This window comes from Mesorhizobium sp. M0296 (assembly GCF_040321675.1).
Taxonomy (GTDB): domain Bacteria; phylum Pseudomonadota; class Alphaproteobacteria; order Rhizobiales; family Rhizobiaceae; genus Mesorhizobium.
This window is the reverse complement of record NZ_JAMYRZ010000002.1, coordinates 128938-141868: the sequence shown is the minus strand read 5'-3', so window position 1 is coordinate 141868 and position 12931 is coordinate 128938. Positions and strand designations below refer to the sequence as shown.

Annotated in this window: 13 protein-coding genes; 10 read left to right on the top strand and 3 right to left on the bottom strand. The window is 61.8% G+C overall.

Features of this window, described 5'->3' with window-relative positions:
* The first annotated feature begins 10 nt into the window (after nt 1–10).
* The 5 genes from NKI97_RS03480 to NKI97_RS03460 all read left to right on the top strand — a co-directional run bounded on the left by NKI97_RS03480 (nt 11) and on the right by NKI97_RS03460 (nt 4038).
* On the top strand, nt 11–1015 hold the full coding sequence (locus NKI97_RS03480; protein WP_352449067.1) for a Gfo/Idh/MocA family oxidoreductase: 1005 nt from the start codon (nt 11–13) through the stop codon (nt 1013–1015).
* A complete protein-coding gene (locus NKI97_RS03475; protein ID WP_352449068.1) occupies nt 1012–1971 on the top strand; it encodes a sugar phosphate isomerase/epimerase family protein in 960 nt (319 codons plus the stop codon). Before NKI97_RS03480 ends, NKI97_RS03475 begins: the two co-directional genes overlap by 4 nt.
* A gap of 11 nt (nt 1972–1982) precedes the next feature.
* Nucleotides 1983–2291, top strand: a complete 309-nt coding sequence (locus NKI97_RS03470; protein WP_192180180.1) for a MocE family 2Fe-2S type ferredoxin — start codon at nt 1983–1985, stop codon at nt 2289–2291.
* A 6-nt stretch (nt 2292–2297) separates the two neighbouring features.
* Nucleotides 2298–3077, top strand: coding sequence for a TIM barrel protein (locus NKI97_RS03465; RefSeq protein WP_352449069.1), 780 nt, complete (start codon nt 2298–2300; stop codon nt 3075–3077).
* 136 nt (nt 3078–3213) lie between these two features.
* Nucleotides 3214–4038 carry a 3-methyl-2-oxobutanoate hydroxymethyltransferase gene (locus tag NKI97_RS03460; RefSeq protein WP_352449070.1) on the top strand — a complete coding sequence of 275 codons (825 nt, stop codon included), beginning with the start codon at nt 3214–3216 and terminating at the stop codon, nt 4036–4038.
* Nucleotides 4039–4632: 594 nt separating this feature from the next.
* On the opposite strand, the gene NKI97_RS03455 is transcribed toward NKI97_RS03460, so the two are convergent.
* Nucleotides 4633–6165 carry a helicase HerA-like C-terminal domain-containing protein gene (locus tag NKI97_RS03455; protein WP_352449071.1) on the bottom strand — a complete coding sequence of 511 codons (1533 nt, stop codon included), beginning with the start codon at nt 6163–6165 and terminating at the stop codon, nt 4633–4635.
* 274 nt (nt 6166–6439) lie between these two features.
* Here NKI97_RS03455 and NKI97_RS03450 point away from each other — a divergent pair, with 274 nt between their 5' ends.
* Genes NKI97_RS03450 through NKI97_RS03435 form a run of 4 tightly spaced genes read left to right on the top strand, consistent with a single transcriptional unit; the run spans nt 6440 to nt 10669 of the window.
* The gene (locus NKI97_RS03450) at nt 6440–7882 is read left to right on the top strand and encodes a methylmalonyl-CoA mutase subunit beta (protein WP_352449072.1); all 1443 of its coding nucleotides are present in this window, start codon (nt 6440–6442) and stop codon (nt 7880–7882) included.
* Nucleotides 7879–10002 (top strand): methylmalonyl-CoA mutase, encoded by a 2124-nt coding sequence (scpA, locus tag NKI97_RS03445; RefSeq protein ID WP_352449073.1) that lies wholly within the window; start codon nt 7879–7881, stop codon nt 10000–10002. The genes NKI97_RS03450 and scpA overlap by 4 nt, the downstream gene beginning before the upstream one ends.
* Nucleotides 10003–10061: 59 nt before the next feature.
* On the top strand, nt 10062–10283 hold the full coding sequence (locus NKI97_RS03440) for an AbrB/MazE/SpoVT family DNA-binding domain-containing protein (RefSeq protein ID WP_095496758.1): 222 nt from the start codon (nt 10062–10064) through the stop codon (nt 10281–10283).
* Entirely contained in the window at nt 10280–10669 is a 390-nt protein-coding gene (locus NKI97_RS03435; protein WP_352449074.1) for a type II toxin-antitoxin system death-on-curing family toxin, read from the top strand. The genes NKI97_RS03440 and NKI97_RS03435 overlap by 4 nt, the downstream gene beginning before the upstream one ends.
* Here NKI97_RS03435 and NKI97_RS03430 read toward each other — a convergent pair.
* Nucleotides 10666–11139: a GreA/GreB family elongation factor gene (locus NKI97_RS03430; protein WP_352449075.1), complete on the bottom strand. Its 474-nt coding sequence runs from the start codon at nt 11137–11139 to the stop codon at nt 10666–10668. The two genes, NKI97_RS03435 and NKI97_RS03430, sit on opposite strands and share 4 nt — an antisense overlap.
* A 142-nt stretch (nt 11140–11281) precedes the next feature.
* Nucleotides 11282–12160, bottom strand: coding sequence for a class I SAM-dependent methyltransferase (locus NKI97_RS03425; protein WP_352449076.1), 879 nt, complete (start codon nt 12158–12160; stop codon nt 11282–11284).
* Here NKI97_RS03425 and NKI97_RS03420 point away from each other — a divergent pair.
* Nucleotides 12122–12931: a TetR/AcrR family transcriptional regulator gene (locus NKI97_RS03420; RefSeq protein WP_352449077.1), complete on the top strand. Its 810-nt coding sequence runs from the start codon at nt 12122–12124 to the stop codon at nt 12929–12931. The genes NKI97_RS03425 and NKI97_RS03420 overlap by 39 nt on opposite strands.

Here is a 12931-nt window from a genome sequence, read left to right as displayed (position 1 = left end):
CAGGACACAAATGACAATCCGCATTGCAGTGATCGGCGCCGGTTTGATGGGCGCGGATCATGCCAAGATAGTTGCCGAGGAACTGCCCGGCGCAACCCTGCAATTGGTCTGCGACATGGATGAGCAGCGCGCTCGTTCTGTTGCCGGCGCGTATGGCGCTATCGACATTGCCACTGACCCCCAGTGCGCCATCACGCGGCAAGACGTGGACGCCGTGATCATTGCGAGTCCCGATTTCACGCATGCGCCGCTTTCGATGGCCTGCATAGCCGCCGGCAAGCGCGTCCTATGCGAAAAACCGCTGTCACAAGCATCGGCTGACTGCATCGCGGTGATGGAAGCCGAACAGAAAGCGGGGGCGAAATTCGTCCAGCTCGGCTTCATGCGGCGTTACGACCGCTCCTATCAGGAAATGAAGCAGGCGCTCGATAATGGTCATCTCGGTCGGGCGCTGATGATGCACAATTTTCACCGCAATGTTGAAACGCCTGCGGCCGACTTCACCGGCGCGATGGCTATCACCAATTCGGCCCCGCACGAATTCGACGTCGTGCGTTACGTGCTCGGCACCGAATATGCTGCCATCTCTGCATTCCAGCCAAGCCGCTCGGACGCGCGTGTGGCACCTGTCGTCATGGTGCTGGAAACGGTGGATGGGCAGCTCGTCAACATTGAGATCAACAACAACGCCGCCTATGGCTATGACGTTCGCGCCGAGCTGATTGGCGAGAACGGCGCCGTGGCAACCAACAACGTTGCCTACACCCGCACGGAGGCAGCGCTTACCCAAAGCACAAGCTACGACGCCGACTGGCGCACCCGCTATTACGATGCCTATCGCCGCCAGAACCGCGACTTCCTTCGCTTCGTCATGACTGGTGAGTTCCCCGCGACCGCCTCGGACTGCTGGGACGGCTACTGCGCCGCCGTCGTTGCCGAGGCCGGCGTGGTAGCGCTGAAGGAAGCCCGTCGTACGCCTGTCCAGATGATTGCAAAGCCGGAGTTCTACGCGTGAAGCTGGGTTTCGTTTCAGACAGTCTCGGCAATCTGCCGTTCGACGCGGTGCTTGATCATGCGCAGCGCATGGGGGTATCCGGCATCGAGGTGAACACTTGCGGCTGGTCGACCGCCCCGCATTTCCGGCTTTCGTCCATGCTGGGTAACAGGGAAGCGCAGAAGCGGATTGCTGCAGCCTTCGAGGAACGCGGCCTGGAGATCATAAGCCTCAACGCCAACGGCAATCCGCTGCACCCAACTGATCCGGCCCAGGGCCAAGGGTTGAAAGACACGATCCGCGTGGCCGGCGAGATGGGCATTCGCACCGTCTGCACCATGAGCGGTCTGCCGGCCGGCAGCGCTAGCGACAGCATGCCGAACTGGGTCGTCTCGTCCTGGCCGCCGGAAACGCAGACCGTCCTGAAATATCAGTGGGAAGAGAAGCTGATCCCGTTCTGGACCGGGATCGTGGCGCTGGCGAAAGAAAACCGCGTCGAGCGCATTGCGCTCGAGCTGCATGGCAATCAGTGCGTGTACAACGTGCCCTCGCTCCTGAAGCTTCGAGCAGCGGTAGGACCTGTCGTGGGCGCCAATCTGGACCCGTCGCACCTGTTCTGGATGGGTGCTGATCCCCTCGCTGCTGCCGAAGCGCTGGGCGCGGCCGTTTATCATGTCCATGCCAAGGACACGATGCTGAACCGGCCAGTCCAGGCAACGACCTCGCTGCTTGAGAATGGCAACCTGATGGACATTCCGGCCCGCTCGTGGAGCTACATCACGCTCGGGTTCGGCCATGGTGAGGAGTGGTGGCGGCAATTCTGTTATCGGCTCAAGATGGCTGGCTACGACGGCTGGCTTTCCATCGAGCACGAGGACGTATTTCTGAACTCGCTGGAGGGGCTCGAAAAATCCGTCGCGCTCCTCCAGAGCGTGATGCCGTCAGCTCCCGCAGACTTCAAACCGCAAGATATCTGAGGAGGGATTCAATGCCCTGGGTTGACGCTTGTGCCGCTGACGAAATCGAAGCCGAGGAAGCCAAGCGCTTCGAGAATGGCGGCCGTACCTTCGCGATCTTCCGCAACGACGCGGATGAATACTATTGTACAGACGGGCTTTGCACGCATGAGAAGATCCACCTCGCCGACGGTCTTGTCATGGGTAATACGGTTGAGTGCCCCAAGCATGCTTCCGTTTTCGACTTCACGACTGGCGAAGTAGAGACGCCCCCGGCCTGCGAGAACCTCAAAACTTACAAGACGAAGGTCGAGAACGGCCGCGTCATGGTCGAGGTTTGAGCCATCATGAGCCAACCCTTCCAGTTGGCCGCCTGCGCCGAGATGCTTTGGCTTGATCGTCCGATGGCTTGGCGCGTCGCACGTCTGCATGAGATGGGTTTCGGCGTCGGATTGTGGAATTGGCCGGACCATGACCTCGCAGCGCTCGAGAAGTCGGGGGCGACCTTCACGATCATGAACGGCTACCTCGAAGGAAGGCTCGCCGACGACGAGGGCGCCGACATGCTCTTGAAGTCCGCCCTGGAGACCGCAAGAGTCGGAAAGCGCCTCGGCATTGCCAGGCTCAACCTGCACGGCACCGGTCTCGGCGAAGGCGGTATTCCTATTGTGAAGTCCGAACTCGAGACCGGCCTCATGTGGCTGAAGGCGCGGGACACCTTGAACTGTATCTGCGACATGGCCGAGGCCGAACATGTCGTCTTCACGCTTGAAAACCTGAACCTGCTTGACCACCCGGGCTGCCCCTTCGGCTCGACGGCAGCGGTGCTGGCATTGGTGTCATCGATCAATAGACCCCAACTGCGGATCAATCTCGACCTCTATCACACTCAGATCGGCGAGGGCGATATCGTGCGCTGGTGTCAGAAATGCCTGCCCTTCATCGGCGAGGTGCAGGTGGCCGATAATCCGGGTCGTTGCGAGCCGGGAACAGGCGAGATGAACTGGCCCAACATCGCGAGAGCTCTGTTCGACATGGGGTATCGCGGGCCGGTGGGTCTGGAAGCCTTTGCCCAAAACGATCCGGAGGCAGCGCTGGTCGCTTTCCGGCGGGCTTTTACGGTGTGAGCCATGCGGGGATGCTCATCGGCGCGATGCGGGGCGGGCGTCATGATCAAGGGCGGCCCTGTCCGACCATGCTTTCCGATCGAGCGCTGCTCGCAGATTCCTTTCAAGTCCACCTGACCTGCAGTGGAGGCTGATTATGGCCATGTATCACAACCGTCCTCATGTCGAGGATATCCGAAAGATGAAGAGGAATGGACAGAAGATATCCATGCTCTTCGTCAGCACGCCCGACGAGGCAGCCGCCGCTGCCGCGGCAGGCATTCACATGCTTTCCATCGAGGGCCGATACTTTGACCAGGAAATGCGACAGGCAGCCGGCGACTGTTTCGTTCAAGTCGGTCTGCCTTACGGCGGCTGGGGCAGCTTTGCTGGCCGTCCGCTGGCTACGGCAGAAGACTATCTGCGTGCGGCTTTCCACTTTGCCGGCATTGGTGGCGACGCCTTCTACTGCTCCGCGTCCTACGACATCCAGAAGGCGCTCTGCGACAACCACCTCCCTGTCGTCGGGCATATCGGCCTGATCCCTTCGTACATCACCTGGACCGGTTGGCGCGCAGTCGGAAAGAGCGCGGAAGAAGCGATACGCCTCTGGCGGCACACCCAGAAACTCGAGGAGATTGGTGTCTTCGGGGCGGAACTGGAAGTCGTCCCCGACCGGGTGGCGAAATTCCTGACCGAAAACTCGTCGCTGGTCATGCTTGGCATGGGCGCCGGCAAGCATGCAGATGCGCAATACCTCTTCACAGAGGATGTCTGCGGCTATGGCAAGAATCATAAGCCGCGGCACGGAAAGATTTACCGCAACCTCGGCCCTGAGCTGCAGAAGATCCAGGACGAGCGCGTGGCGGCGTTCAGGGAATACAAAGCCGACGTCGATTCCGGGCGATACCCCGGTTACGAGCACACAGTTCCGATTGGGGGCGCTGACTTCGACAGCTTCATGCGAGCAGCCAAAGGGTGACAACCATGCGTGCGGGGCTATCCGATTCCTCAGGAGCGGGTGTTAGTCAAGTCGAAGTCCGCAACACGAAGGCGCCAACGCTTGCTGAACTCAAAATGCTGATTGCCAAGAGGGAGCTGATCCTTCCGGCGAAGTTGGAAACTCTCGCTCGCGTGATGTTTGCAGAGCCAGACTGCGTTGCCTTCGAAAATTCCGCCTCGATCGCTCGCCGGTGCAACGTGTCAACGACAACCTTATCTCGCCTCGCTCCGCGCCTTGGCTTCAGGTCTTTTAAAGAAATGCAGAACTGCTTCCGAAATCACATCCTTGATCGAAAGGCCCAGCGCAAGCCGAGTTGATAACGCGGCACATCGATCACTGAGAACTCAGATCCGCGCCTCGAGCAAGCCCGCGGGCCAAAGTTCAGTTTTCTAGCCCGGTATTCCCGGAAGCTGCCTTTCCGCTTGCGGCCCAGATCAGACGTTCGGCGCATCGCCGCCAAGCGGCCGCTCTTTCCGCATAGCCGCCGTCCGCTGTCCTCCAGATCTGGCTACTGGCGCTTGATGCCAAGACAGAATTGCCAACACCGATGCCCGCCCTTCGGTCCGATGCCCCTCACCGCCCTCTGGACAGACTGCCCAGTATCCCGCGGACGATCGCCCGTCCGACCGACGAACCGACCGAGCGCACGATGGATTTGATCGCCGCCTCCGCCACGGTCTGACGGTTGGAGGGGCGCGGCGCGCGGCGGCCGCCGGTCGGCTGAGGATCGTCATTGCCGAAGCCGGGAATGGTCCAGCGCGAACGGCCTGCGTCCTGTTGCTGCGCCTGTGCCTCCTGGGCGTCCTTGGCCTTCTTCTGCAGCATCTCGAAGGCCGATTCGCGGTCGATGGTCTGATCGTACTGTCCGGCAACCGGGCTCTCGGTGATCAGCTTGCGGCGCTCGTCGGGCGTGATCGGGCCAAGCCGCGAGGACGGCGGGCGGATCAGCGTTCGCTGCACCATGGAGGGCACGCCCTTGGCTTCCAGCGTCGAGACAAGCGCCTCGCCGGTGCCGAGCTGCGTGATCACGGTTGCGCAGTCGAAATCGGGATTGGGCCTGAACGTCTCGGCCGCCGTCTTGACGGCCTTCTGTTCGCGCGGCGTGTAGGCACGAAGTGCGTGCTGCACGCGGTTGCCGAGCTGGGCCAGCACCGTTTCAGGGATATCCAGCGGATTTTGCGTGACGAAATAAACGCCGACGCCCTTCGAACGGATCAGCCGGACCACCTGTTCGACGCGGTCGATCAGCACCTTCGGGGCGTCGTCGAACAGAAGGTGCGCCTCGTCGAAGAAGAAGACCAGCTTCGGCTTGTCCGGGTCGCCGACCTCGGGCAGTTCCTCGAACAGCTCCGACATCAGCCATAGAAGGAACGTCGCATAGAGTCGCGGATTCATCATCAGCTTGTCGGCGGCGAGCACGCTGATGGCGCCGCGTCCATCGCGCGTGGTGCGCATGATGTCGGCGATCCGCAATGCCGGCTCGCCGAAGAAATTGGCGGCGCCCTGCTGCTCCAGAACCAGCAGCGTGCGCTGGATCGCGCCGACCGAAGGTTTCGTCACATTGCCGTAGCGGGCGCCGATCTCTTCGGCGCGGTCGGCGATATTGGCAAGCAGTGACTGCAGGTCCTTCAAATCGAGCAGCAGAAGGCCTTCCTCGTCGGCGATGCGGAAGGCGATGTTCATGATGCCTTCCTGCGCCTCGGAGAGGTTCATCAAGCGCGACAGAAGCAGTGGGCCCATCTCCGAGATGGTTGCGCGGATCGGGTGGCCCTGCTCGCCGAACAGATCCCAGAAGATGACCGGGAATTCCTGGAATTCATACGGATCGAGCTTGACCTGCTCGGCCCGCTTGACCAGGAAATCCTGCGCTGTGCCCATCATGGCGATACCCGACAGGTCGCCCTTGATGTCGGCGCAGAATACCGGCACGCCGGCATTGGAGAAACCCTCGGCCAATATCTGCAGGGTCACCGTCTTGCCGGTGCCGGTCGCGCCGGTGACCAGGCCGTGACGATTGCCATATTGCAGCAAAAGCTGTTCGGGCCGCTGATAGCTGTCGTCCGGCTTGCGGCTGGCCCCTATGAAGATACTGGTATCGTCGGCCATGTGTCCGGTCTCCGCAAACCTATAGGGTTGAATGCCCTGATCCCTTGAAGAAAAGGGAGCCCCGCCGCAGGTATAGTGAGGCCATTGCGCAGCGACAATGGGCGTTGTCGAAAATGGCTTTTGGAGCTTGCGGAACCTGCCCATGTTTGGCAATCGGTTGACGGTCACAATCACGGAAGGCGCGTTGCACGGGCGTGTGCTGCATTGTGATATCGGGCCGGGGACCGTAGACTGACATAGTCGGCCGCTGCGGCCGCTAGAACGAGGAGAACCGATGGGCGCCGGTGCCTTGACCCAGGATGCCGAACTTCCGAACGTCGACCGGCAACGATGGCTGGCGCTGGCGGAGAAGGCGCTGGCCGGCGGGTCCTTCGAGGAAAAGCTCGTCTCGCATACGGACGACGCCATCCGCATCGAGCCGCTCTACGAGCGTTCGGTAACCGCCGAGCCTGTCGTGCGCGCCAACCCGGGATCACCGTGGATCGTCAGCCAGCGCATCGACGATCCGGACATAGGCCGGGCCAGTGCGCAGGCGCTGGAAGACGTCGCGCAGGGTGCCACCGGACTGTCGCTTGTCTTCGAGGGTGCGCCGAACGCCTTCGGCTATGGCTTGCCGAGGACGGCGGAGGCGCTGGAGGGCGTGCTCGACGGCGTGCCGCTCAACCGCATCCAGATCCGCATCGACGCCCATCCCTGGAGCCGTGCCGTGGCCGACTGGCTGGTGGCGTTTTTGACCAAGCGCCGCTCCGACCCGGCAAAGCTCAACCTCTCCTTCGGCATCGATCCGGCGGCGATATTTGCCGGGACCGGCAGGCTGCGCATGTCGATCGAGGCTTTACAGGCTTCGATGCCGCAATCGCTGGCGCATTTCTTTTCGATGGGTGTGCCCGGCGTGCTGCTGGAAGCCGACGGGCGGGTGTTCCACAATGCCGGCGCCACCGAGGCGCAGGAGCTTGGCACCATGCTCGCCTCGGCCGTCTCCTATTTGAGGCTGTTCGAGAAGGCGCGCCAGCCGCTCGTCTACGCGGCGCCGCATATCGGTTTTGCGCTGAGCGTCGACCAGGACCAGTTCGTGTCGACGGCCAAGGTCAGGGCGTTGCGCAGGCTGTGGGCGCGTGTCCAGGAGGCCTGCTCGATACCGCCCTCCACCGCCAGCATCCATGCCGAAACCTCCTTCCGGATGATGACGACGGCCGACCCGGAAACCAACATCCTGCGCACCACCATCGCCGCTTTCGCGGCTGCCGCCGGCGGCGCGGATTCGATCGCCATCCTGCCGCACACGATCGCGCACGGCCTACCCGCGGGCTTTGCCCGCCGCGTTGCCCGCAACGCGCAACTGATCATGGCCAGCGAAAGCCACGTCGACCACGTCGCCGATCCGGTTTGCGGTTCGGGCGCCGTCGAAGCGCTGACTGCGGAGCTCTGCGCGGCGGCCTGGCAGGAGTTCCAGCAGATCGAGGCGGAAGGCGGCGTGCTGACCAGCCTTGAGCAAGGCCACATCCAGAGGCGCGTCCAGACAGCTTCCGCCCGCCGCAACGCAGCCTACCAGGCGGGCGAACGGGCGATCGTCGGCACGACGCTGCACCCGTCGAAGACCGAGCGTCCGGTCGAGACGCTGGCGGCGGAGCGGCGGCCTGCCTTCACCGAAGGCGTTGCGGTGTGCGAGCCGCTATTTCCGATCCGCATCGATCAGTCGATCGGAGCCGCGCCATGATCCCGGATTTCAGCCAGATCGCCTGGTCGCCGCCACGGCGGGCGCCGGTCGAGATCAAAGGCCAGCGGATGACGCCGGAAGGCATCGCCGTCAAGCATCTCTACAACCAGGGCGATCTCAAGGGCTTGCCGCACCTCGATACCTATCCAGGCCTGCCGCCTTTCGTGCGCGGCCCCTATCCGACGATGTATGTCCAGCAACCCTGGACGATCCGGCAATATGCCGGCTTCTCGACTGCCGAAGAGTCCAACGCCTTCTACCGTCGCAACCTTGCCGCCGGCCAGAAGGGCCTGTCGGTCGCCTTCGATCTCGCCACGCACCGCGGCTACGACAGCGACCATCCGCGCGTCGCCGGCGATGTCGGCATGGCCGGCGTCGCCATCGATTCCATTCTCGACATGCGCCAGCTGTTCGACGGCATCCCGCTTAACGAGATGACGGTATCGATGACGATGAACGGCGCGGTGCTGCCGATCATGGCGCTCTATATCGTCGCAGCGGAGGAACAGGGCGTCGCGCAGAAGGATCTCACTGGGACCATTCAGAACGACATCCTGAAAGAGTTCATGGTGCGCAACACCTACATCTATCCGCCAAAACCTTCGATGCGGATCGTGTCGGACATTTTTTCCTACACGTCGAAGCACATGCCGAAGTTCAATTCGATCTCGATCTCCGGCTACCACATGCAGGAGGCGGGAGCGACGGCGGACCTCGAGCTCGCCTACACGATTGCCGACGGTATCGAATATGCCCGCGCCGGCGTCGCGGCCGGCCTCGACATCGACCGTTTCGCGCCGCGCCTTTCCTTCTTCTGGGCGATCGGTATGAATTTCTTCATGGAAGTCGCGAAGCTGAGAGCAGCGCGCCTTTTGTGGGCCAGCCTGATGCTGAAGAACTTTTCGCCGAAAGACGAGCGCTCGCTGTCGCTGCGCACCCATTGCCAGACTTCGGGCTGGTCGCTGACGGCGCAGGACCCCTACAACAACATCATCCGCACCATGATCGAGGCGATGGCCGCCACTCAAGGCCATACGCAGTCGCTGCACACCAATTCCTTCGACGAGGCAATGGCGCTGCCGACCGACCATTCGGCCCGCATCGCCCGCAACACACAGCTCATCCTGCAGAAGGAATCCGGCACGACGCGCATCATCGACCCGTGGGGCGGCTCCGCCTATGTCGAACGGCTGACACATGATCTGGCGGCGCGTGCGCTTGCGCATATCGAGGAGGTCGAGAGCCTCGGCGGCATGGCCGCGGCGATCGAAAAGGGCCTACCGAAGCTGCGCATCGAAGAGGCTGCCGCGCGCACCCAGGCGTGCATCGATTCCGGCAAACAGATCGTGGTCGGTGTCAATGCTCACCGTCCCGGCACGGACATCGAAGTCGACGTGCTGAAGATCGACAATGCCGAAGTCAGGGCGCGGCAATTGTCGAAGCTGCAGCGGCTGAAAGGCACGCGTGACGTCGCCGCCGTCGAGAGCGCGCTCGATGCGCTGACCCGTGCTGCCGGGAGTAACGCAAACCTGCTGGAATTCGCCATCCGGGCCGCACGCGCCAACGCCACGGTCGGCGAGATTTCGCTGGCGCTGGAAAAGGTTTTCGGCCGCCATGTCGCCTCGGTGCAGACGATCTCCGGCGTCTATCGCAACGCGCTCGGCGACAATCCAGTGGTCGACCGGCTGCAGGACAAGATCGTCGCGTTCGAGGAAAAGTCCGGCGGCAAGCCGCGCATTCTGGTCGCCAAGATGGGCCAAGACGGCCATGATCGCGGCCAGAAAGTGATCGCCACCGCCTTTGCCGACCTAGGCTTCGACGTCACCGTCGGGCCGATGTTCCAGACGCCGGACGAGATCGCCAGGCTGGCCGTCGAGCATGACGTGCACATCGTCGGCGCCTCGTCGCTGGCTGCGGGCCATTTGACGCTTATTCCCGAACTCAAGCATGCGCTGAAGAAGCTCGGCCGCGACGACATGCTGATCGTCGCCGGCGGCGTCATCCCGCCGCAGGATTACGACGCCGTCCGGCAGGCAGGCGCCACTGAAATCTTCCCGCCTGGCACGGTCATCCCGGAAGCGGCGGACCGACTGATGGATCGGCTGCTGCAGGCCGGCTGACGCTGTTGTAACGAGAAACACGCTGAGTTATAATCAGCGTTGCAACAGGATGCCTCACGATGAACACGACCATTCGCAAGATCGGCAATTCCGAAGGCGTGATCCTGCCGAGGGAGCTTCTCGATCGTCTGAACCTGAAGGCCGGCGACCAGCTTCAAATCGTTGAAACAGGTGACGGTCTTGCGCTGAAGCCGGTGGACGACAGCTTCGAGCGGCAAATGAAAGCTGCCCGCGAGGTCATGGACAAATACAAGGTCGCGCTTCAGAAGCTCGCCGAATGAGCTGGGAGTTTCTGACGCGGCGTGCAGTCGAAGCCATGCACGCGGAGCAGTTGCGCCGACACGGCGGAGCACAAGGCTTGAGGGATGAAAATGCGCTCGAATCGGCGCTCGCTCGCGCCGAAAACAAGGCCAACTACGGAGACCCGTCGGTTGAGGAACTCGCAGCCGCCTATGTCTTCGGCATTGCCAGAAATCATGCCTTTGTCGACGGTAACAAACGCACGGCCATTGTCGCTGCCGGCGCATTTCTGATTGTGAATAGTTATGCCCTGACGGCCAATAACGGCATGCTTTACGAATTCGTCATGGGCGTCGCCGCCGGCGAAATCGACGAAGCTGGTGCCGCGGCGTTCTTCCGCGATCATGTCGTCAAGCTCGAAGACTAACTGTCGGAGAGCTTGACGATCTCCCATTCCTTGCCGTTGACCACGGCAATTTCGCCGATCTTCTTGCCGAACAGCGCCATCGCCATCGGCGACATATGGGAAATTGTCCCTTTGCCCGGATTGGCTTCGTCCTCGCCGACGATCTTCCAGTGCACCTTCTTGCCATCGTCGCTTTCCAGGGTGACACCCATGCCGAAACGAACCAGGTCGCTGCCCGGTTCCGGCACCGAAAGCTCGGCGCTTTCCCGCCGTGCAGTCCAATAGCGGAGATCGCGCGAGACCAGCGCGATGCGCTCGCGGTCGGCCCTCTTCTCGGCTCTGCCCAGTTCGTCGCGCAGAGCGGCCACCTCGGCATCGATCAGCGCCATGCCGCGTTCCGTGACCAGATTGCGGTGATGGCTGATCGGCCGCTCGCCGATGCCGGCAATGGCGTTTTCGCTGTCTTCCTCGCGGGTGAAGGCCCTGCTCATCTGACGAACTTAGGCTTGGAATGGCGACTTCACAAGCCATTGCTGATGAAGAGGCTAATGGTGAAGATCTGGGTTCAGTACCCGAGATTAGACAGCTGCTTGGGGTGTAAAGCTGACCATGCGAATGCCTCAACTTGGCGCACTATCGCGCTTCGAGGGCCGCAAGGCTAAGGTCCGGTTGCGCAACTAGGTAGCGGAGCCCCTTGGTTCCGACGTCGCCTTGCTCAACGATATTGAAGCCGTGCCGGCCGAGATCCGCTGCAACTTTGTCCAAATCGACGTAACCATGCCGGTGGAGCCGAAAGGTGCTCTTCCGGCGCGGCGGTTTCGCAAAATCGACGATAAGCACACGACCGCCCGGCCTCAGGACGCGGAAGGCCTCTCTGCCGAATTCCTCGCGGCCCTTCTTTGGAAGATGGTGGAACATCAGCGTGCTGAGGACGACATCAAATTCCCCATCCTTGAAAGGCAGTTCCTGAGCGGTGGCGGTCGAGAACCCGACTTGTAGCCCGGCTCGCCGGGCCTTTGCCGTCGCGCGCGCAACCATTTCGGCTGAGGCGTCGACGCCGTCCACACGCCCCTCCGGCCCCACCTTCTGTCTGACGAGGAGCGCGGTGGTGCCGGTGCCGCACCCGACATCCAGGACCACTTCTCCCGGTTTCAGCTCCGCAAAGCTTAATATCCTTTCGCGAAAAGCACGTTCGCGACCGAAGGTCAGAAGCCACGCCAGCATATCGTACAGGGCGGCGGAATGAAGCGTGATGCCGACATGCGGCGCCTTCTCCTCGCCGGCGGCCGGTCTGCGGTCCTTGGCGGACAGCCGCCCGTGAGCGCTTTGCCATATCAACAAGCTCGCGACTACGACGAGTGCACCAGCATGAAGCAGGAGGACGGGAACTCCCAAGGAAAAGACCGCATTTGCCTGTCCCAACGAGAAAAATGCCGCGAGCACCACGGCCACTTTGACGAGCGCGACTAACGCATGCCCTCCGACTATTGTTCCGAAAAGACGTTGGTGCATTGCTTTATCTCCGGCCAGCCGGGCATCGCGCTGGGCCTTCCGCAAGAGCATAGGATACTGGACAGTGTGTCCAGTATCAGTTTTACTGGCCACGTCGCACCGGCGCGCCCAATACTGGACGGTTTGGTGTCCTATGACCGGAAAAGGACGTTGCCGATGCCAGCCGGATCGATCGATCGGCGGGTCGCCAGAACCCGCAGCCGACTGCAGCAGGCGCTTTTCAGACTGACCGCCGAGAAGGGGTATACGGCGATCACGGTCGAGGATATCTGCAGGGAAGCCGATGTCGGCCGCTCGACTTTCTACACACACTATCCCGACAAGGACCGCTTGAGGAAAGCGACGATCGACGACCATCTGAAGACCTTGCAGGCGCACGGTGCCGAACGCTATTCGCAGCGAAACGCCAAGGGCTTTTCCTTCAGCGGTCCGGTGTTCGAGCATGCTCTTGCCACGCGGGAGATGCACCGTGCGCTGATGGGCGGGAAAAAGCGCGAAATGCCAGAAGAGATCCGCGGCTGGATAAGCAGGCAGGTTCGCCATGAATTGGCGAATATCCAAGGTGATCAAGGCGGGGCCAGACTTGAGATCGCCACACGCTTCATCGTTGGCGCGTTCTTTGAAGTGATGCACTGGTGGCTTGAGAGGGATACGAAGCTGTCCCCCGCGGAGATCGACCAGACATTCCTGCAACTTGCCTTCAACGGGGTAAATGCGGTGATCGCTGAGCCAACGAGGATCGAAGAGAGGCTCAAGAGGGGCTTCGTTTGA

What these genes read in the sequence shown, in the direction of transcription:
- NKI97_RS03480 (WP_352449067.1), top strand. Translation starts at nt 11, where the DNA reads ATGACAATCCGCATTGCAGTGATCGGCGCCGGTTTGATGGGCGCGGAT.
- NKI97_RS03470 (WP_192180180.1), top strand. Translation starts at nt 1,983, where the DNA reads ATGCCCTGGGTTGACGCTTGTGCCGCTGACGAAATCGAAGCCGAGGAA.
- NKI97_RS03465 (WP_352449069.1), top strand. Translation starts at nt 2,298, where the DNA reads ATGAGCCAACCCTTCCAGTTGGCCGCCTGCGCCGAGATGCTTTGGCTT.
- NKI97_RS03460 (WP_352449070.1), top strand. Translation starts at nt 3,214, where the DNA reads ATGGCCATGTATCACAACCGTCCTCATGTCGAGGATATCCGAAAGATG.
- NKI97_RS03455 (WP_352449071.1), bottom strand. Translation starts at nt 6,165, where the DNA reads ATGGCCGACGATACCAGTATCTTCATAGGGGCCAGCCGCAAGCCGGAC.
- NKI97_RS03450 (WP_352449072.1), top strand. Translation starts at nt 6,440, where the DNA reads ATGGGCGCCGGTGCCTTGACCCAGGATGCCGAACTTCCGAACGTCGAC.
- scpA (WP_352449073.1), top strand. Translation starts at nt 7,879, where the DNA reads ATGATCCCGGATTTCAGCCAGATCGCCTGGTCGCCGCCACGGCGGGCG.
- NKI97_RS03440 (WP_095496758.1), top strand. Translation starts at nt 10,062, where the DNA reads ATGAACACGACCATTCGCAAGATCGGCAATTCCGAAGGCGTGATCCTG.
- NKI97_RS03435 (WP_352449074.1), top strand. Translation starts at nt 10,280, where the DNA reads ATGAGCTGGGAGTTTCTGACGCGGCGTGCAGTCGAAGCCATGCACGCG.
- NKI97_RS03430 (WP_352449075.1), bottom strand. Translation starts at nt 11,139, where the DNA reads ATGAGCAGGGCCTTCACCCGCGAGGAAGACAGCGAAAACGCCATTGCC.
- NKI97_RS03420 (WP_352449077.1), top strand. Translation starts at nt 12,122, where the DNA reads ATGCCCTCCGACTATTGTTCCGAAAAGACGTTGGTGCATTGCTTTATC.
- NKI97_RS03425 (WP_352449076.1), bottom strand. Translation starts at nt 12,160, where the DNA reads ATGCACCAACGTCTTTTCGGAACAATAGTCGGAGGGCATGCGTTAGTC.